This is a genomic window from Actinomyces graevenitzii C83, from assembly GCF_000239695.1.
GTDB lineage: Bacteria > Actinomycetota > Actinomycetes > Actinomycetales > Actinomycetaceae > Actinomyces > Actinomyces graevenitzii.
In genome coordinates this window covers 1,201,830-1,221,582 of the sequence record NZ_JH470338.1, presented here as the reverse complement: position 1 = coordinate 1,221,582, position 19,753 = coordinate 1,201,830, and the positions used below count along the sequence as shown (strand labels likewise).

Here is a 19,753-nt window from a genome sequence, read left to right as displayed (position 1 = left end):
AGCGAAAAGTTTTGAAAGGAATAACCCATGTCGCTCACCCAGGCTAACGCCGCCCAGTTTGCTGATCTATTTAACAAAATGGTGCTTAACGTAGGGCAGGCCTTGCTGGGCAAAGAGCAGGTAATTCGCCTGGCTGTCACCACCATGCTGGCTGAGGGGCACCTGCTGCTCGAAGACGCCCCGGGCACCGGCAAAACCGCCCTGGCCCGCGCCCTGGCGGCCACCATCCAAGGCACCCACTCGCGTATCCAGTTCACCCCTGACCTGCTACCCAGCGACATCACCGGGGTGACTATCTACGATCAGCGCAGCGGCCAGTGGGAATTCCACAAGGGCCCGGTATTTGCCTCTATCGTGCTGGCTGATGAGATCAACCGTGCCAGCCCCAAAACCCAGTCGGCGCTGCTGGAGGTCATGGAAGAGTCGCAAATTACTGTGGATGGCAAAACCCACTCCACCGGGCGCCCCTTCATGGTTATCGCCACCCAAAACCCCATTGAGCAGGCCGGCACCTACCCGCTGCCCGAAGCCCAGCTGGACCGTTTCTTGATGAAAACCTCCGTGGGCTACCCCGAGCGTGGAGCTATGGCCCAGGTGTTGGCTGACTCAGCTAACCCCGACCGCTCCGCTAAATTGTCGGCTGTGGTTTCCTCCGCTGTGGTCACCCAGCTGGCGGATGTAGCCGGAACTAACTATGTCGACGGCGCCGTACTGGACTACATTGCGGCCCTAGCTGAAGCCACCCGCCTGCATCAGCAGGTGCGCGTTGGGGTCTCTACCCGTGGCGCTATCGCCATGACCCGCGTGGTGCGCGTATGGGCTGCCGCTCAGGGGCGCAACTACGTAATTCCCGACGACGTCAGGGAGCTGGCCTCAGTGGTGTGGGCTCACCGCCTGGTGTTGGATGTGGACGCCCAGTTCTCCGGCGCCAGCGCCGAAGGTGTCATTGAGCAGATTCTGGCTTCTGTCCCCGCGCCCACCGCACACAGCTAAACCATGACCGCTAAAACTAGCTCTACGCCCCCACGCGGCGGCGTCGACTTAAACCCTGGCGCAAAGGGCCAAAAACCCACTAGCTGGCGACGCCTGCGCGCCCGCGCCACCCAGGTGCTCACCCCCCTGTGGTGGGGCGTGACCGCAGTGGCGCTAAGCGCGCTAGGCCTAGCCCTGCTAACGCATTGGGTGGAGCTGGCGGTGATCGGCCTGGTACTAGGCGTACTGGCCCTACTATCCCCGCTAAGCGCCCTGGGATTGGGTAAACACAACATCAACCTGTATGTGCAAAACGAGCGAGTGGTGGTGGGCGATAACGCCTACGGCGAGCTACAAGCCACCAACGCCGGCACCCGGCGTACCCGCAAAGCCGTGATGGAACTACCGGTAGGTAAATCCACCGCTGACGTACTGGTGCCCTCCCTGCGCGCCGGCCAGATGATTAGCCAGCCTCTAGCTATCCCCACCGCCCGACGCGGCCTGGTGCCAATCGGCCCAGTGCGCAGTGTTAACGGTGACGGGCTGGGCCTAGTGCGCCGCGAGCGCCGCTGGAGTCAGCGCATTGAGCTGTATGTGCATCCGCGTACGGTGGCTTTGGAAAGTGAAGCCATTGGTTTCATTAAGGATATTGAGGGCGCTACGATCCGGGATTTGTCTAGCTCGGATGTGTCTTTTCATACTTTGCGTGAGTATGTGCCCGGCGATGATCGGCGCAATATTCACTGGAAGTCTACGGCTCACACCGGCAAGTTGATGGTGCGTCAGTTTGAGGAGACGCGTCGGGCTCACCTGTTGGTGGTGTTGGATACGCGGGCGGCGTCTTGGGCTAGTGAGGCTGAGTTTGAGGTGGCTGTCTCGGCGGCGGCGTCGCTGATTGTGGCCACGATTAAGGCTAGCCGTGAGGTTACTTTGGTGACTCAGGCGGGGGTGCCGGCGCTGCCTAACCCTAAGCGGGCTTTGGATGCGTTGAGCCTGGTGGAGATGGATGGGCGCGCCGCTGACTTGCCGGAGTTGACTAAGGAGGCGGTGGCGGCTTGTCCGGGTGCCTCGGTGGCGGTGTTGATTACTGGTTCAGGGGCTGATTTGGAGCTAATTGAGCGTGCTTGGGTGCGTCTGCCGGTGTCGGCGCGTTCTTATGTGTTGCGGGTGAGCCCGGGGCGGGCGGGGCGTAACCGTTTGGGGGCAATGGATTTGCTGCACTTGGGGGCGCTTAGTGAGCTTCCGGCATTATTGCGAAAGGCGGCGCTATGAGTGTTGATGGGCTTGAGTCGGTTGGTAAGCGCCGGGCTTTTAACTGGCTGGGGCTGGTTGCTTTTACGCTGCTGATGCTAGCTGCCAGTGTTAGCCATGGGGCGGTGTTTGGGGACTGGTCTGGCTATATTGCGGCTATGGGCGGCGCTTTGCTGGCTGTGGTGGTTACTGGCGTCGCTTATGCGTTGGGGTTGCGGCGGCTGGAAACTATTTTGGCCCTGGTGATTGCCTACCTGTTGGGTGGGGCTTTGGCTTTACCGAATTTGGCTAGCGCTAAGGTGTTTCCGTCTTTGCAGATGGTGCAAACCCTGGTGTTGGGGGCGGTGACTAGTTGGCGTGACTTGCTGACTTTGGCGCCGCCGGCTAACGCCTATGCGGGTATTACGGTGGTGCCGTATTTGAGTGCCATGGTGTGTGCTGGCTTGGGTGCTTCGATTGTGTTGCGCCACCAGCGCGGCCAGTTGTGGGCGCTGCTTCCGGCTGGGCTGATGTTTGCCCTGGGGGCGCTATTTGGTGGTTTTGAGGCTCCCTATGGGCGCGATAGTGCGCTGGTGGGGGTGCTAGTGGCGCTGGCGTGGGCGGCTTGGGCGGTTAATAAGCGTCACGGCCGGGGCCAGCGCGGGCTGATCGCTTTGGGGGCGGGGCGGCTGCGCCGTCGAGCCCGCCTGGGCACGCTGCTGATGCTGGCTTGTGCCATGGCTGCGGGGGCGGTGCTGGGCCCGCAGGTGACGGGGGCTAATAACCGTGAGGTTTTGCGTAGCTATGTGACGCCGCCGCTGAATATTGCCGAGTATCAGGCTCCGCTTACGCGCCTGCACTACTGGGTGGATACTCAAAAAGACACTACTTTGTTTACGGTTTCGGGGTTGCAAAATGGTGAGCGTATCCGTGTCGCCACAATGGACGCCTATGACGGAAACGTTATGCGAGTTGGGACGTCAGACAACGGTGAGGGTTTTAAGCGGGTTGGGGCCCAGGTTGATACGCGCGTATTACCTAAAGGCGCTAAAACCCATAACCTGACTTTCACCATGGTTGATTACCAGGGTAACTGGCTGCCAGGTGGGGGACAGGTGCGTAGCTTCACCCCGCGTAAAGGCCAGGGTTTAACTCAGGATCTGTTCTATTCATCCAATCTGGGCGCCCTGCTTAGCACCCGTACCCTGGTTAAAGGCGACAGCTACAGCGTAAATGTGGTTACTGTACCTACCTATTCGGATGCGCAGCTATCTAAGCGTAGGTTTGGGAAGGTAGCAAATGGCACAGACACTAATGTGCCAGCTGTGGTGGCTACGCGTCTGCGTGAGTTTGTGGGTAACGCTAACAGCCCGCTGGCTCGTGTGCGCGCCATGGCCACTAAATACCATGATGAGGGCTACTACTCTGACGGCTCAGACTCGATGGCGCGCCCCGGTCACCGCACCGCCCGCATCGATGAGCTGCTAGAACCCAACTACTACATGGTGGGTGATGACGAGCAGTACGCCGTGGCTATGGCGCTTATGGCCCGCCAGGCTGGTTACCCGGCCCGCGTGGTGCTGGGTTTCTACCCTGAGCACTACTCCAAGGGCACGTTAGAGGTTAAGGGCACTATGGCGCACGCCTGGGTGGAGGTTAACTTCGACGGCGACTGGGTGGCTTTTGACCCCACCCCGCCGCGCGACAAGAAACTGGTTAACCCCAAGCCGCAGCCCAAGCCCAAGCCGCGTCCGCAGGTGTTGCAGGCACCGCCGCCTCCGCAGGAGCAAGCTGACCTAACCCCGGACGTGTCTGACGACCGCGACACTAAGAAAAAGCATGGTTTTGACTGGGCCCACTACCTGCTGCTGGTGGGGCAGGGGCTGGGTGTGGCCGCTTTGGTTAGCTCCCCATTTGCGCTGATTTTGGCGCTTAAAGCGGTGCGTGGGCGCCGACGTCGTAACCGCGACGAGCTTGGCAGCGCCCTGGGGGCCTGGGCGGAGCTGGAAGACTGGATGCGCGACTATGGCATCAAGCTGCCCACTAACGCCACCCGCACCCAGATGGCACGCTACTTGGATATTGCGCTGGCTGATTATGACGCTGCCGCCGCCCAGGCAGCGCAGGCTAAGCGCGCCAAGCAGCAGGCTAAACGTAACGCCCAGGCACTGGGTGGGCAGGTTGATTTGGCGCCTAAACTGCGTGGTGCGGAGGCCATTGCGGCTGCTAACGCCGCTGGTAGCGCTGCTGTTGGGGCGGGCTCTGGTGGCGACGGCGTTGCTAACGACGGCGCCGGGGGCTTGGCGGGTGCCGCCCAGTTTGCTGGTGGCCAAGCCGCTGGTGGTGCAGGCGGTGCCCAGTTTGCCGGTGGCCAAGCCGCTGGTGGCGCAGGTGGTGCAGGTGGCGCAGTGGCGGCGCCCCTGTACGTGCCCGTAAAGGGGCGCCAGAAGCGCCGTCGTCACCCCATTAAAGCCCTTAAAGCCAAATGGGCCCGTGCCCGCGAACGCTCCCAGCGTCTAGCGCAGGCTAGAATCGATGCGCTAGAGCCAGTCTTTGGCTCCAACTTCCCGCCAGGATCCGTGCGTAACTTTGCGTTGTCAGTCAACGCAGTAGCTTTCGGCCAGTCGGGGCAGGGGAGCCTAACTACCGCTGACGGCGTCCAAAACCCCGTCAAACTGCCAGATCCCCAGGGAGTTTGGTCCGAAAGTGGTTACGAAGCACCCCAAGCGAACCGTAAGCAACGCAAGGGGCGCTTTGGAGATAAACAAAAGTCTAAAAAACGTTCAAATAACGCCAATCTGGAGCTAACTGAGCAGCAACTTTCAGCTGATTCCCAGGAACCCTTATGGCTAGAGATGCAAAATCTTAAACAGCACCTTGGTGCCAGTAGGCGACGCACGCGTCGATGGCTAGCTGCGGTATCTCCAGTTTCATTAGGGATGCGTGTGCCGCAGTGGCTGCAGACCATGCGCGCTAACTTCAGGAGAAAGAAATGAGCCTAAATAGTCGCCCGGCCCCGGTCCCCGCGCATTTGCAGGGGACCCGGCTTGCTGCACTTTGGCCCAGGGTGTTTGCGCGTCTAATTGACTCGCTTATCTTTTCTCTAGTCATTGGTGCCGGCAGCGGGGCCGTAATATTTTTTGGTACTGGCAACCAATCTAACCGCACCCCTTTTTGGATTAGCCTAGGTGTATCAATTGCGCTAACTGTGCTGCTATGCATTGGTTACCTAGTAGCTTTGATGCGCAGTGGGCAAACCCCAGGTTTGCGGATACTGGGTTTAGCATGGGCCGGTTTTAAAAACAGTGGCCCGCCGCGTGGGGCAGCTTTCAACAAGCTAGCCTTGCAGCTAGGGGTGTCCCTAGTTACTGCCGGGATCGGCAACCTAGTTATTTACGCCCTTAGCCGCGACCACCTAAACCGCTTTTGGTTTGACCGCGCTAGCGGCGTGATTGTGCTTAATGTGCGCCAAGGCGTAAACCCGGTGCGTCTACAAAGCAACCCGCTAACTCTTCCCAACCAGCCTTTCGCGCCCCAAACCGGGCCTGGGGCAGGGGATATGGACGAGTTCGGGCTGCACCCGCAGCTACCTGGAGTACAGGCAGCGGCACAGATGGCCCAAAACTCTTTCACCATGCCCCCAGCCCCAGGCCCAAATGGTGCTTTTAACCCCGGCGCTGGCGCTCCTGGTGGCGCCCCAGGCCTTGGCGCTGGCGCTCCTGGTGGCGTAGGGCCTGCTAACGGTGCCCCTGGCGCTGGTTTCCCCGGCGCCCCCGGCGCTGGCGCCGCTGGTATGGCCGGTATCCCTGCTGGCGCCGTAGCTAATGGTGCGGTCAGCTCCGCCTCAGCCCCCGCCGCCTCCAGTGCCAACTTTGCCGGCGGCGTCGCCAATCAAAGTGGCGGTTTTAGTGCAAACCAAGCCAACCAGTCTCCCCAGCCCCAGCTAACCAGCCCCGGCCCTGAAGGCGGCCAACGTGACAGCGACGGCGTAATCACTTCCCTGGACTGGAACCTGCAGGCTCCCGCCCAAACCGCCCCCGGTGCCAGCGCCCCCAACTCCACCCAGACGCTAGGCAACAGCTACGACGAAACCATTGTTCCCAGCGCCAACACTGAAGTTGACATGGAGCCAGTGCGCCCAAACAACTTCCAGGCTCCAGCTAGCGCTGCCAGCGCCCCCGTCTCTGGCCAGCTAGGGGCAAACAAGCCTTTTAGTGGTCCCATCCCGGTGGTAGTTCCCGACGAATTAATGGGAGAGGCAACCGCCGCCCAAGAAACCGGCCAGGTGGATATCAGCGGCACGGATTGGGATGAGCATGTCACTATCGCTAAAACCAATGTAGGTAAGTGCTTGCGCCTTGACACCGGCGACGTCATTAACGTCACCAGCGCCGTGGTGCTGGGGCGCAACCCGGTGCCCGCAGGCATGTGGGCGCAAGCTGACGTGGTGCCCGTAGTTGACCCCAACTTCTCTATCTCTAAAACTCACTTGGCGGTGCGCGTCGATGGACAGTACATGTTTGTCACCGATCTAGGCTCAACCAACGGCACTAGCGTGGTTGCTCCTGACGGTAGTCGCACACATGTACTTACTGGGGCTATGGTTCCAGTTGCTAAGGGATATTCAATTGTTTTCGGCGACCGCCGCCTGGAGGTTGAGTGATGCGCACACGCATCGCGGTCAAATACGCCGCAGGGACTGATGTGGGATTAGTGCGTCAACACAACGAAGACGCCTACCTAGCTTCCGGTCCAGTGTTTTTAGTGGCTGACGGTATGGGTGGACACAAGGCGGGCGACGTCGCTTCCGCCACCGCCCTGGCAGCTTTCTCTGAGCTAACCCAGGATCATCTGGTTGACCCCTCCCAACTGCAAAAAGCAGTTAAACGCGCAGCCCGGGCAGTCAGTGGCCTGCCGGGTGTGCCCGCGCCAGGCTCTACCCTGACCGGCTTGGTGCTTAGCGAAAATGGGGCTATGCCGTGCGTGCGTGTACTCAACATTGGGGACTCGCGCACCTACTACCAAGGCAAGCACGGCTTTGAGCAAATCACTAAAGACCACTCGCAGGTGCAAGAGCAGATTGATGCCGGGCTCATCTCTGCCGAACAAGCCCAGCACCTGCCTGGTCGTAACGTAATTACGCGCGCGTTAGGGGCCGGCTGTGGCCCGCGTGTACGCGCCGACTATTTTGTCTTGCCTGCACGTGTGGGAGACCGCTACATCATCTGTTCAGATGGGCTTTCTTCCATGGTTACCGACACTCTCATTGAGGCTACCGCAGCTGTGGTTAGTGAGCCGGAGGGTGTGGTTGATGCGCTGGTGAAAGCGGCGAGGAACGCAGGCGGTCGGGATAATATCTCGGTGATCGTGGTGGATATTGCGGCCGCATATCCGCCTTGGGAGGATGACGATCTGACCCACCAGAGCCTGCCTGGCACGCAGGATTGGGACTATGATCCGGATGCTCCCACCCTGGATAGGTCGCTACCGTGGCGTGGCGGCGATGAGGTTGCTAGTGAGCAATGGTCATGGATGTTCAAGGACAATGAATGAATACTCAAGTTAATTGGTACGCAGGTACCACTCTCAGTGCGGTCAGCGAGAGCGGATTCGTTGCCCTAGAGGGGCCCAACGATCTGTTGCTTGACCTGTGGCGCGAGCTTGAAGATGGTGCTAATTTGCAGCGTCTGCTGCAGGTGCTGGCGGGTTACTACAACAACAACGTCTTCCACCTGCCTGACTTTGTGGCTGGTGTCTTCTCCGACGGCGCCGTCCACCTGGCCCTGCGTGGTTCTATCACCGCTGAGGTCACTCAGGTTAATGGTTTCGTGCGCACTGTCTCGGCACTTAACCCTATTGCGTGGGAGGAAGTACGTCTCGACGACGTCGCCGCCCTGGTAATTCAGGCTCACGGAGCTGGCACTGAGGCGCTACCTTTGCGCAGTGGTGTTACCCGTGCCTCCATGCTGCACTGGCAGCTACGTGAGGTTAACCGCCTGGTGGGAGCCGACAAAAGTCAAGTCTACAGCGCTTACAGTTCCAACTCGGCAGCCAGCGGAGTCAGCGCAGCCAGCGCGCCGGCGACGCGGTCGGCACAGTCTGTAGCCTCGGCCTACTCTGGCTACAGCGCCGGTAGCGCCGCCTCGGTTTACAGCCCCGCCTCGGTGGTGCCCAGCGCCGCTGAAGCTTCAGCAGCCCGCAGTCTGCTAGAAGACACCCCGATCAGTGAGGTCAGCTCCCAGCCGGTAGCCGGCTTGCTGCCCAGTGTGCCTTCCCCGGAGCCTAGTGAGGCTATCGCTAGTGCGCGCAGTGAAAGCCCAGCTAGCTTCAGCCCGTCTAGCTTCAGCCCCGCCGCGCCCAGCCCGAGTGTGCCTAGTCCGCAGCTGCCGGCAGTGCCGGCCCCCGCCCCAACCCGGTGGCCGCCAGTGCTTCACTGGCAGCTGAGCTGGTACCTGGGCAAAACCCGGATCTGTCTATCGCCACTGCCAGCCCGGCTGTGCCCAGCCCGGCTAGCTTCAACTCTGCTAGCTCCAGCCCTGCCGCGCCCAGCCCAGCAGTTCAAACCCCGGCCACTGAGCATTTTGAGGCAATCAGCTCGGCGCCGTCGCCAGCCCCTAGCGGTGCGCACGCTGCCCGAGTAGCTGTTGACCTGCCTGGCCAGGCCAGCGCTAGCTCAGCTGCTTCAGCTGCTGCTAACGCTTTTGCCCCCACCAGCTTGCTGGATGTGCCCGCTGGTGCCGGCCCGGTGCCGGCCCCGGCTGCCCCCAGCCCGGAAATCGCTGAGGCTGTAGCTAGCGCAGAACCTGCCAGCTCCCCGGCTCAACCCAAGGTTTCCAAGGCCGCCGCAGCTTTAGCTGCCATGCTGGGGGGCTCAAGTGCCGCTAAAAACCAGCCTCCGGCTCCGGTAGCTCCCAGCGTACCGGTGGCTCCCAGCGCACCGGTGGCCCCGGGCGCCAGCTACCGCATGGATGACGCCCCGGCCACGGTCCCCACTGAGATTGTGCCGGCCGCCCCGGCTGTGCCTAGCGCGCCACTGGCCGCCCCCAGTGCCCCGGCTGCCAGCTTCCAGGAGCCGGCTGCTTACAGCGCCCCGGTTGTACCCAGCGCCCCGGCTGGCTCCGGTGAACTGGTTATTGCTGATTCGCGCGCTGCCCGCGCTACAGCTACCCCGGCCGCACCTCAGAGCCAGCAAAACCCCGAAGACCAGTACTTTGGCCACCTTTACGGCCAAACCATTGGGGTGGATGTGGAGAACGCTGCTGTGCGTGAACTACGCGATGATGAGGCTTCAGGTCTAGAGTTCAACTTTGAACAAGGCGAAGGCTTGGACTTCTCGCGCCGAAAGGGGGAGAAAAAAGCGGAACCTACCGGCCCGATCCAGGGTATCAACGAGGGTAACCCCTTTAGCTCTTCCCCTTTTGGTGGTGACCCCGCCACTGCGGGGTCGGATCCGGTTCCCAATCCCCGAACCCAATCCGCTGAGCTCCCGCTAGAGGCACAAGCCACCCAGATCAACCCCGTAGGTAATGCGGTGCCATTACCCGGTGTGCAGGCCCCCACCGGCGCACTGGACGTGGCCCCGGGTACCCCCTGGACGCACGATGGTTACACCATCGCTGTCCCCACCGGCGGTGTGCAGGCCCCGCCGCCGCCCGTAGCTGACAGTGCCAACGCAGATGGTGATGGCCCTGAAGTACTGGCAATTAACTGCGTAAACGGTCACCCCAACCCGGTACACGCCAGCTCCTGCCGCATCTGCGGTGGGGCTCTAAACGGCAAGATCGTCCACGTAAAGCGCCCTAACCTGGGTACTTTGGTGGCTTCTACCGGCGGGTCAGTAACCTTAGATGCCGACGTCATTGTGGGGCGCCTACCTAAGGCTGCACCTGGCGCTGGCGTACACCTGATGGCGGTGGCTAGCCCCACCAAGTCCATTTCCAAGTCTCACTGCCGCATCAACATTGATGATTGGGAGCTGAACTTGGAGGATCTGAACTCCACTAACGGCACCTACCTGCTGCGTGAAGGCCAGTTGCCGCGTCGCCTGGGCGGCGGGCAGCGTGAACTGCTGCGTTACGGCGACCGGATTGATCTGGGTGACGGTGTAGTTCTGTCTGTGGAGCCCTGATGGCTGCTCGGCTGCGTGAACCTGTTGGCCCGCACCTGGAGGGAGCGGAATTTATCCGCTTCCTCGGTGCGGGCGGCTTCGCGGACGTTTTTCTTTACCGCCAAGACATGCCTCGGCGTGAAGTTGCGGTTAAAGTAATCCGTTCGGGGGCCAGTGCAGCCCAAAAACAAAAATTCCAGGCCGAATCTGACCTAATGGCCAAGTTCGGGGCGCATCCGGCGGTGCTTTCGCTTTACGCCGCCGGGCGCCTGCGCGATGGGCGTGCTTACCTCACCATGGAGTATTGCCCGCCGCCTCACCTGGGTAAACGCTTTTCTACTACTTCGCCAATGCGGGTGGAGCAGGCTTTAGAAATCACCATTAAGATTGCTGGCGCTGTGGAAACTATTCACCGCGCCGGCTATCTTCACCGTGACATTAAGCCGGCCAATATTTTGCTCACCGCCTTTGGCCACCCGGTTTTGACTGACTTTGGAATTGCGATCAGTCAAGACACTCCCGCCGATCGGGTTGACTCGGCGTTTTCTCCCTACTGGGCGCCGCCTGAGCAGCAGCTTAACCGGCCTTTGACGCCCGCTTCTGACGTCTATTCACTAGCTGCCACCACCTACACCATGCTGGCAGGTAGACCTCCGCATGTGGATATGACCCCGGGTGCGCACAATGACCCGGCCTCTATTCTTAAGCGCCTGCATCACGGCTCTATCGCCCCCATTGGCCGCAATGACGTGCCCGCCGCGCTAGAGCGGGTGCTGTTTACCGCCATGTCTAAGCGCCCCTCAGATCGCTTTGCTTCGGCGATGGCGTTCGCGCGGGCTTTACGCCAGATTCAGTCTTCTTTGGGCTTGCCGCTGACCAACATTGATGTGTGGGAGGACCAGCCCGTAATCGCTACTGACGGTAGCGACGACGACGCCACCCGGCTGCGTCCGGTAGTGTCCATTTCCCCTGAAAACACTGGCCGCACCGCCGACACCAATGCGCGTATCAACACTGCCGGCGCCAATAGCTGGGGTGATTCGCTTGGCTCAGGCAGCCACTCGGGCACTTTCTACCCCAACGCCCACCAGTCTCCAGCCGACGCGCGTACTTTTACCGGTAACACTTCTGGTTTTAACCGCAACACGACCCTGGGCTCTGCGACCAGTCCCGGTGCCAATACCGGTTCTGGCTATGGCGCGGGCTATCCGGCCTTGTCAGGCATGACCGGTCCAGGAACTGTCCCAGGCGGCCCCTTCAACCCCCAAAGCGGCGCCCCAGCTGCGGCGGGAGAGGGCGCCGTCGGCCCGGGCGGCGTCGGCACTGCCCAAAGCGGCGGCGTCGGCCCGGGCGGCCTAGCGAGCAGCGCAAACCAGCAGGGCCCGCTCTCACCGGAGACACCCGACTCCACCCTGGCAGCTGGCGCGGCGCAAGAGGGCCCCAGCGTATCCTTAAAAACCCTGCTGATCAGCGCCTTAGTAGTGGTATTAATAGGCGTAATAGCTTTCGCAGCCTACCGGGGCCTACAACGCGGCGGGCTTAACCCCAAGCCGGCGGTAACCACCGCAGGCACTGCTGCCCCCATGGATCCGGACGTGAATGGCTACCTTGAGCCTGTCACCAACCTGAAGCTGAGCTATGCTAACGGGCAGGTGGAAGCCACATGGGACTATAAAGCCAAAAACGCCACGTTCCTCTACAGCGTCACCAACTCGGGGGCCCCGCAAAAATCTCAGACCCCGCAAGGCCTGCAGGAAACCGGCGCCCACCACGCTACGCTAAAGCCAACACCGCCGCGCACCTGCGTGCAAGTAGCCGCCCGCGACAGCGCAGGGCGTGAATCAGACCCAGTCATTGACTGCATCGACACCCCGGCTAGCCAGTAGCTCACTAAGCGCGCCCGGCCCGCGCCACCCAATTGCATAAAAGTCCTATTAAACGCGTAGACAGGAAGGTAAAACCATGAGCGTAGCGCCCACGCCCGACGATAACGTAACCGGCAAAGATGTCTTGGTAATCGATTTTGCTGGGGAAATTTATCGGGTTGAGCCCACCCAGACCTTCACGGTGGGCCGTGAAGGTGACCTAGCTTTAAGCGACAACCCCTTCCTGCACCGCAAGTTCTTGGTGTTTGAATTCCAAAACGGCCTATGGTGGGTGCACAACCAGGGTTCGCGTCTGGGGGCCACCGTGGCCGACATGGCTGGGGCCTCACGCGCCTGGGTTACCCCCGGTGTGCGCGTCCCCATGGTGTTTGGGCAGATGGCAGTGGTTTTCAGTGCCGGCTCTACCACCTATGAGATCCTGGCGGAAGTGCCTTGCCCCTCCTATGAAAACCGCGATCCAGAGGAAGCTGAGGCCGCTGAGGCAGATAGTGACGCTGGTCAGGCCACTATGGGCATGGTGGTGCTTACTGAAAGCCAAAAGCTCCTGATTTTGTCTTTGGCCGAGCCGTGGTTGCGTAGGGCTGGTACCGGCACGGTTTCCCTGCCGCGTAACGTCGACGCCGCCGCGCGCCTAGGGTGGGGTATCACCCGTTTCAACCGCAAGCTAGACAATGTCTGTGACAAGCTCGATCGGGCTGGAGTCAAGGGTATGCGCGGTGGGGCCGGCTCCCACGCCTCCCACCGGCGCGTGCAGCTAGTGGAATACGCTCTGTCCTCACGCCTGGTAACCCCTGAAGACCTTCCCCTGTTAGATGGTGCCCACGAATGAAACTACGTCTTAACCTACTGCGCGGCGACGGCTCGCATAACCTGCAAATCACCACGGACGCCACCGCGACGGTAGGGGACGTAGCTGCCGCACTGGCTAGCGCCGGACCAAGTGAAGCCGGTCAGGCCATAGATCCGGCCACAGTCTCCATCAACATTATTGACACCGCCGGGCGTGGGCGCGCCCGCGCCCTAACCAGCGACACCCTGCTGGAAGACTCCGGGCTGCACTCGGGCGCTAAAGTCTCCCTAATGCAAAACCCGGCAGACACTAATGTGGCCGGCGAGCATGTGGCTGTACTGTCGGTGGTTTCAGGCCCTGATAGGGGCCGGGTTTTCCCGCTCTATGAGGGCTCCAACCTGGTGGGGCGTGACGACAATGTAGACGTCAGCCTCAGCGACCCGATGGTTTCTAAGCAGCATATGCGGGTGGTAGTAGGCACCGAAGTAGAAGTACGTGACCTAAACTCCTCCAACGGCGTCGTCGTTAATGGCCAGCGGGTCCAGCGCCTAAAGCTGGGACCCCTAGACAGCGTCAAGATCGGTAAATCTGAGGTGAAGGTGGCCCTGGTGACCACCACCCTAAGCGCCACCGACGCCGCCGGAAGCGCCGGCATTAACTTCATCCGCACCCCGCGCGTAGTGCCGCGTACCCCGGCGGTAGAAATCAAACTGCCTGAGGCTCCCACCCAGCAAAACCCAAACCCGCTGCCGTTCATCGCTATGCTGGCACCGGCCTTTATGGGTTTGATGATGTACTCAGTAACCCACAACCCCTACTCGATCATGTTCGTATGCATGAGCCCCATGATGATGGGTGGTATGTGGGTTGACGGCAAGTGGCGGCGTAAACGCGCCCTTAAAGAGCAGTTGGAAGCCTTCGAGGTTTCAATTAAAGAAACCCAAAAACATATTGAGCAGGTATTTGCTAACGAACGCGAAGTGCGTAAACAGCAATATCCTCCCATTGAAGCCATTGTGCGCCACGCCGAAATGGGTGGGCCGCTGCTGTGGTCGCGCCGCCCTGAGCACCCCGAATTTATGCAGATCCGTATCGGCCTGGGCACAGACCTGCCCGTGGCCCGGATGGAAAAAGACAAGGAAGCTAAAAACGGGCTGCCCCAGTGCCTGTCCACCATTGCGGCACTGCGCGCCCAATACGCCATGATCGACGACGTGCCGATTGTGGTTAACCTGCGCCAAGACGGAGCTTTTGGTATTAGCGGGCTGCGCGCCGATATTGACCCGGTGGCGCGCGCGGTAATCACCCAACTGGTGTGTATGCATTCACCCGCTGAGCTGGTGGTGGCCTGCCTAACCGACCCGGCTGGGCGTTCGCGCTGGGACTGGCTTGAATGGCTACCCCACACCGCTTCGCCCTTCTCGCCGCTAGGGGAGCTGCATTTAGCGGCTGACGCAGCGGTGGGCGCCTCGCTGGTCTCGCACCTGGAAGAAATCATTTTCCAGCGTCTGCAAACCCGCCCGCGCCCGCGTGGCCCGCTCAACCCCACGGTTGAAGAAACAGACCCCATGTATGTGCCCGACGTGGTGGTGATTGTTGACCAATCCCAGGTGGATCAGGCCCGACTTAACCGCATTGTGGAGTGTGGCCCGGATGTGGGCGTGCACGTGATTTGGGTGGCTGAAGCTGCCAGTCAGGTGCCCGCTGCTTGCCGCTCTTACCTGACAGTGTCTGGCAATGAGTCCACTGTGGGCTTTGTGCGCCGCAGCGTTAATGCCACTAATGTGCGCCCCGAAAATCTGGGGTTAAGCCAGGTGCGGGCGCTAGCTAAGCACATGTCGCCCATGGTGGATGCGGGTGTGCCCGTGGATGATGACTCCGACCTGCCGCGTTCGATTAGTTTCATCTCGCTTACCGGCGCTGAATTGGCCGACGACGCCTCCGCCCAGGTGGCCCGTTGGCAAGCCACCAACTCCATCATTGACCGCACCAAGACTGTGCCCATGGACCGGCCCGTTTCCCTCTCCGCCCTGGTGGGGCAGGGGGCCGACGCGCCCTTGGCGCTGGATCTGCGCGTGCACGGACCCCACGCCCTGGTGGGTGGTACCACCGGTGCCGGTAAGAGTGAATTCCTCCAATCCTGGGTGCTGGGTATGGCCCAGGCGGTCTCGCCTGACCGCCTAACCTTCCTGTTTGTGGACTATAAGGGTGGTTCGGCTTTCGCTGCCTGTACTCACCTGCCGCACTGTGTGGGTTTGGTGACTGACCTTTCGCCCGCCATGGTGCGCCGCGCCCTGACCTCGCTGGGCGCCGAAATCCACTACCGCGAGCGCCTGCTTAACGAAAAAGGCAAAAAAGACCTGGCTGAGCTGGAAAAATCCGGTGACCCCGAGTGCCCGCCGTCGCTGATCATTGTGGTTGATGAGTTCGCGGCCCTGGCAGGTGAGGTGCCTGAGTTCGTTGACGGCGTCGTCGACGTCGCCCAACGTGGCCGTTCGCTGGGACTGCACCTAATCATGGCCACCCAGCGCCCCGCCGGCGTCATTAAAGACAACCTGCGCGCTAACACTAACTTGCGTGTGGCGCTGCGTATGGCCGACGAGTCCGACTCCCAAGACGTGCTGGGGGAGAAGATTGCCGCGCACTTCCCGCCGGAAATTCCTGGACGCGGGGCGGCTAAGACCGGTCCGGGGCGTATTACGCCGTTCCAGTCGGCCTACCCGGGGGCGCGTACCAGCGCGGAGGCTACCGGCGCGTCGGTGAGCGTCGATGAGATGACCTTCGGCGCCCTTAACCCCTGGCAGGTGGCGAAGGTGCAAACCAGCGGGCGTAGTATCGATAAGGATATTGACCGCGTGGTGGCCACGGTGGGTCAGGCGGCGCGCATTGCGGGCCTGCCGGTGCCGCGTAAACCGTGGCTCGATGAGCTGGCTAGCGCCTATGACCTTAACCGTCTGCCGCAGCGGCGCGACACCAAACTGGTGCTGGGTGTGGTGGATGATCCGGTGCATCAAAGCCAGGTGCCCGCTTACTTCCTGCCTGAGAAAGACTCCAATATTTGTTTCTTTGGGGCTGCCGGTAGTGGTAAGTCGACGGCGTTGCGTAGTTTGGCTTTGGCAGCCTCGATTACGCCGCGCTCGGGTGCGGTGGATATTTACGGCATGGACTTTGCCGGGGCTTCTTTGAAGGTGCTGGAGAAGCTGCCCAGTGTGGGCACGATTGTTTCTGGCGATGACTCTGAAGGTGTGGAGCGTTTGCTGCGTAAGCTCAGCTCCATTATTGATGAGCGCACTGACCGGTTTACGGCGGCTAGTGCGGGCACGCTCAGCGACTATCAGCGCATTAGTGGTCACACCAATGATCACCGGATTTTGCTGCTGCTTGATGGGTTGGGGGCGATGCGCAGTGAATATGAGAAGACTGTTTACGGCGCTGCCAACCTGGATATTTTGCAGCGTATTTTGACTGATGGACGCAGTGTGGGCGTACACGTGGCGGCCACCTGTGACTGGACTACGCCTTATCGCGGCAATGTTTTGTCTGCTTTCTTGATGAAGGTAGTGCTGCGCCAATCCAATATGGATGACTACATCAACTTTGGTGTGGCCAAGGATGTGCTCAGCCCTGCTAGCCCGCCTGGGCGCGCCATGATTATGGGTGACGGGCGTGAAATGCAGTTGGCGATTATGGGTGACTCTTCTAATGAGATGGCCCAGGCCCAGCTCATTGAGGCTTTCGGTAAGTACCTGAGCCGTCAAGGCCGCATCAAGCCTGAAGCTATCGCTAACCTGCCTACTGAGCTTAGCGAGGCTGATCTGCCTAAGGTTTACCAGGGCTGGCCGGTGTTGGGTATGGCTTCGCAGGATCTGGATCCGGCCACGTTTGTGCCTACTGGGGCCATGATGGTGGCGGGTCCGCCTCAGGCGGCGACGACGTCGGCGCTGCTTTGGTTGGCTGGCTCGCTAAAGCAGTGGGATCCCAAGGTACGTCGGGTGTTTATTTCTCCGCGCCGCTCGGCTTTGGCCGATGTGGCTGGGCTGTGGGATTTGACCATGGTGGGCGACGAGCAGATCAAGGAAGGCCTGGAGAAAATCAAGGATTACGTTGCCATGCAGGCCCCCGACAACCACCCGCTGCTGGTGTTGGTAGTGGAGCACTACCCCGAAGTTGTGGGCACGCCGGTTGAAAAGGACCTGTTGGCTGCGGTTAAGCAGGCTAAGCGCAGCGGTCACTTGGTGATTGCTGAGGGTGAGACTTCCGGCTGGTCTGGTTACTCGCCGATGCTGGCAGAGATTAAGAATTCGCGTACTGGTTTGCTGATTCAGCCTGATACGGGCGACGGCGAAACCCTGCTGCGCACCCCCACTCCGCGCATCCAGCGTGGGGAAATGGTGCCGGGACGCGGGTACTGGATCAGTGCCGCCAAGGCTGTCAAGGTGCAAATTGTGGCTAGTTAAAGCCCAGATAGTGGCGGTTTTGCAAGCAATTGCTACTTAACCGGGCTGGTAGGGGGATTGGTCCCCATTGTTGGGTGTGGCGATAGGTTGCATTATTTTCTTGTCGAAAGGTTCCGGCTTGAAGCACGGAATTTAGCTACTACATGAAAGGAAATACCATGGCATTCCTAGGTATGGACATTGAGGGCGTACGGGCACTTGCGCAGCAGTTCGGTGAGAAGGCTCAGACCGTCGAGGACGTAATCTCCACCATCTCCGGCCAGGTCCAGTCCGTTGACTGGAAGGGTACCGACGCCGACCAGTTCAAGAGCGAGTGGGAAGGCACCCTGTCCTCCCAGCTGCGCAACGTTGCTGACGCTCTACGTCAGGCTCAGACCACCGCTAACAACAACGCTGACGAGCAGGAGCAGGCTTCTGGTCACTGATCGCAGCAGCCTTGATTGGCTTCTAGCGTGTTAAAAGTGGGGCCGAGGTGCTTTATAAGCGCCTCGGCCCTCACTTTCGCTTAAGATTTTTTAAGAAAACTTTTCTGACACCACCGTTTGAGGGGTTTCTATGGCGCTTTATGGGGCAGACGTTGAGAGCCTGCGGCAGCTGGCACAGACTTTTAACAATAAATCTCAGGTTCTAGATAATGACGTCAACTTGGCTTTAAAAGCCTTAGTTTCTGCTACGGATTGGGAAGGTAGCGACGGCGATAAGTTCAAGGATGACTGGGATAGTGTCTTAGCCCCGCAACTGCGCAATGCTGCGCAGGCACTGGCGCAAGCTGGCTGGGATCTAAACCGTAACGCTGACGAGCAGGAGCAGGCTTCCGGCGGTGGTGGCGCTGGCGGCGTCGGCGGGAGTAGCTATGGCGGCGCTGGTGTAACCGGTTCGAGCGGTAGTTTTGGTGGCGGTGGTGGCAGCGCCGGCATAACCGGCTCAACTGGCAGTTTTGAGGATGCCGGTATAAGCGGTTCGAGCGGTAGCTTCGCAGATGCCGGCGTAACCGGCTCAAGTGGCAGTTTTGCGGTCAGCGGGATCGCTGCGGGCGGCAAGTTTGGTCAGCAGGGCGTGCATGTTTTTGGTGATGGCGCTAGCCCCATCAATTATCTGCCTGATCTGCCTAAGCTGAGCACCCAATATCCCACCGATTTTGTGGAGATTCCTGAGCGTTCAGTAGAAAGCTAAAACCCTGCTTTTAGTGGATCTGAGTTGAGTCACTAATGGGGTTTTGCTCCCATAGGCTCGTTTAAACAGGGTAATTTGGGTGCAGCTGTTATTGCGTTGCGTCAGTGACGCGCAGCGAAATTTGTTTAGGAAGGGTTGCTCGTGGCTAGTGTTGGTGCTGATGTTGAGCAGTTACGTGCTTTAGCGCAGTTGTTTGGTGACAAGGCGACTTCACTTGAAGACGTTGTGAGCTCAATTAATGGGCAGCTGCACAGCGCTGGCTGGGTGGGCGAAGACGCCGACACCTTTAAAGCTGATTGGGATTCAAACCTGACCGCTTTGGTGCGTAATGTGGTGGACTCTCTGCGTGAGCGCAACACTAACCTTAACCAGCAGGCTGATGAGCAGGAGAAAGCCTCCGCTGTTAATGGCTCTGCGAGTACAGCTGGGGCAGGTTCAGCTGCTAAAGCTGCAAATGGTTCTTCTGGTTCGGATCCTTACAACGGCAAACCGCGCGAGGGTGAAGCTGGACGCGATGCGGACTATGCGCGTCTGGCTCAGGCTGCTTATGAAACTGGCGACCCGATCCCTGATGGTTGGCGCAAGGTTGATGCTGACGAGCTGAAGAAGCTAGGGATTGACCCCTCTGACTTAGACACTGAAAACGGTATGCAGGCCACTATCTACCAGAATGCTGACGGTAAGTATGTGCTGGCTTTCCGTGGTACTGAGCTTGATCGACAACCAGGTTTAGATCTTCGCAATGATATTGAGGGTGCTGTTGTTACATCGTTTCAGGTGTCGGATGCAATAGATGTGTCTACTAAATTGGCTCTAGCGGTGGGCCGTGAAAACGTTGACTTTACCGGTCACTCGCTGGGCGGTGAACTGGCTTCAGCTGGCGCATTAGCTACCGGTGGGAAAGCAGTAACCTTTAACGCTGCGGGGCTCTCAGTTACCAGTGAAACGATCGCGCGAGCTAACTGCCTAAACAACTTTGGCTTTAATGCCCAGGCCCCTATGGATGGCTCTAATGTCAAGGCCTATAGCTTTGCGCTAGACCCGCTAAGTTATGCGCAAGATATCGCACGTGATGGGCTATTTGGCCGTATGGACTTGATTGCTCCGCGTGCATACGGTGAGCGCCATATTATTCCTG

At 60.0% G+C, this 19,753-nt stretch carries 13 protein-coding genes; all 13 read left to right on the top strand.

Going from position 1 to position 19,753, the window contains the following annotated elements; genetic code table 11:
* The first annotated feature begins 27 nt into the window (after positions 1–27).
* A complete protein-coding gene (locus HMPREF0045_RS05250) occupies positions 28–993 on the top strand; it encodes an AAA family ATPase (protein ID WP_005986214.1) in 966 nt (321 codons plus the stop codon).
* 3 nt (positions 994–996) lie between these two features.
* Positions 997–2,244: a DUF58 domain-containing protein gene (locus HMPREF0045_RS05245; RefSeq protein ID WP_005986212.1), complete on the top strand. Its 1,248-nt coding sequence runs from the start codon at positions 997–999 to the stop codon at positions 2,242–2,244.
* On the top strand, positions 2,241–5,198 hold the full coding sequence (locus HMPREF0045_RS05240; RefSeq protein WP_005986210.1) for a transglutaminase TgpA family protein: 2,958 nt from the start codon (positions 2,241–2,243) through the stop codon (positions 5,196–5,198). Before HMPREF0045_RS05245 ends, HMPREF0045_RS05240 begins: the two co-directional genes overlap by 4 nt.
* The gene (locus tag HMPREF0045_RS05235) at positions 5,195–6,865 is read left to right on the top strand and encodes an RDD family protein (RefSeq protein WP_005986208.1); all 1,671 of its coding nucleotides are present in this window, start codon (positions 5,195–5,197) and stop codon (positions 6,863–6,865) included. Before HMPREF0045_RS05240 ends, HMPREF0045_RS05235 begins: the two co-directional genes overlap by 4 nt.
* Positions 6,865–7,755, top strand: a complete 891-nt coding sequence (locus HMPREF0045_RS05230; protein ID WP_005986206.1) for a PP2C family protein-serine/threonine phosphatase — start codon at positions 6,865–6,867, stop codon at positions 7,753–7,755. The genes HMPREF0045_RS05235 and HMPREF0045_RS05230 overlap by 1 nt, the downstream gene beginning before the upstream one ends.
* A complete protein-coding gene (locus HMPREF0045_RS10995; protein ID WP_005986204.1) occupies positions 7,752–8,843 on the top strand; it encodes a hypothetical protein in 1,092 nt (363 codons plus the stop codon). Before HMPREF0045_RS05230 ends, HMPREF0045_RS10995 begins: the two co-directional genes overlap by 4 nt.
* 218 nt (positions 8,844–9,061) lie before the next feature.
* Positions 9,062–10,330 carry an FHA domain-containing protein gene (locus tag HMPREF0045_RS11230; RefSeq protein WP_330932960.1) on the top strand — a complete coding sequence of 423 codons (1,269 nt, stop codon included), beginning with the start codon at positions 9,062–9,064 and terminating at the stop codon, positions 10,328–10,330.
* Entirely contained in the window at positions 10,330–12,195 is a 1,866-nt protein-coding gene (locus HMPREF0045_RS05215; protein WP_005986200.1) for a serine/threonine-protein kinase, read from the top strand. The genes HMPREF0045_RS11230 and HMPREF0045_RS05215 overlap by 1 nt, the downstream gene beginning before the upstream one ends.
* 76 nt (positions 12,196–12,271) lie before the next feature.
* A complete protein-coding gene (locus HMPREF0045_RS05210) occupies positions 12,272–13,024 on the top strand; it encodes an FHA domain-containing protein (RefSeq protein WP_005986198.1) in 753 nt (250 codons plus the stop codon).
* Entirely contained in the window at positions 13,021–17,442 is a 4,422-nt protein-coding gene (locus HMPREF0045_RS05205) for an FtsK/SpoIIIE domain-containing protein (protein WP_005986196.1), read from the top strand. Before HMPREF0045_RS05210 ends, HMPREF0045_RS05205 begins: the two co-directional genes overlap by 4 nt.
* 158 nt (positions 17,443–17,600) lie before the next feature.
* Positions 17,601–17,867 (top strand): WXG100 family type VII secretion target, encoded by a 267-nt coding sequence (locus tag HMPREF0045_RS05200; RefSeq protein ID WP_005986194.1) that lies wholly within the window; start codon positions 17,601–17,603, stop codon positions 17,865–17,867.
* Between the two features lie 130 nt (positions 17,868–17,997).
* Positions 17,998–18,615: a WXG100 family type VII secretion target gene (locus HMPREF0045_RS09620; protein WP_005986193.1), complete on the top strand. Its 618-nt coding sequence runs from the start codon at positions 17,998–18,000 to the stop codon at positions 18,613–18,615.
* Positions 18,616–18,756: 141 nt separating this feature from the next.
* A partial coding sequence (locus tag HMPREF0045_RS09615; RefSeq protein WP_005986191.1) for a WXG100 family type VII secretion target occupies positions 18,757–19,753 on the top strand: 997 nt, incomplete at its 3' end.

Excerpts from the sequence above, each read along its gene's own strand:
- HMPREF0045_RS10995 (WP_005986204.1), top strand. The coding sequence starts at position 7,752 with ATGAATACTCAAGTTAATTGGTACGCAGGTACCACTCTCAGTGCGGTC.
- HMPREF0045_RS09620 (WP_005986193.1), top strand. The coding sequence starts at position 17,998 with ATGGCGCTTTATGGGGCAGACGTTGAGAGCCTGCGGCAGCTGGCACAG.
- HMPREF0045_RS11230 (WP_330932960.1), top strand. The coding sequence starts at position 9,062 with ATGCTGGGGGGCTCAAGTGCCGCTAAAAACCAGCCTCCGGCTCCGGTA.
- HMPREF0045_RS05210 (WP_005986198.1), top strand. The coding sequence starts at position 12,272 with ATGAGCGTAGCGCCCACGCCCGACGATAACGTAACCGGCAAAGATGTC.
- HMPREF0045_RS05205 (WP_005986196.1), top strand. The coding sequence starts at position 13,021 with ATGAAACTACGTCTTAACCTACTGCGCGGCGACGGCTCGCATAACCTG.
- HMPREF0045_RS05215 (WP_005986200.1), top strand. The coding sequence starts at position 10,330 with ATGGCTGCTCGGCTGCGTGAACCTGTTGGCCCGCACCTGGAGGGAGCG.
- HMPREF0045_RS05200 (WP_005986194.1), top strand. The coding sequence starts at position 17,601 with ATGGCATTCCTAGGTATGGACATTGAGGGCGTACGGGCACTTGCGCAG.
- HMPREF0045_RS05230 (WP_005986206.1), top strand. The coding sequence starts at position 6,865 with ATGCGCACACGCATCGCGGTCAAATACGCCGCAGGGACTGATGTGGGA.
- HMPREF0045_RS05240 (WP_005986210.1), top strand. The coding sequence starts at position 2,241 with ATGAGTGTTGATGGGCTTGAGTCGGTTGGTAAGCGCCGGGCTTTTAAC.
- HMPREF0045_RS05235 (WP_005986208.1), top strand. The coding sequence starts at position 5,195 with ATGAGCCTAAATAGTCGCCCGGCCCCGGTCCCCGCGCATTTGCAGGGG.
- HMPREF0045_RS05250 (WP_005986214.1), top strand. The coding sequence starts at position 28 with ATGTCGCTCACCCAGGCTAACGCCGCCCAGTTTGCTGATCTATTTAAC.
- HMPREF0045_RS05245 (WP_005986212.1), top strand. The coding sequence starts at position 997 with ATGACCGCTAAAACTAGCTCTACGCCCCCACGCGGCGGCGTCGACTTA.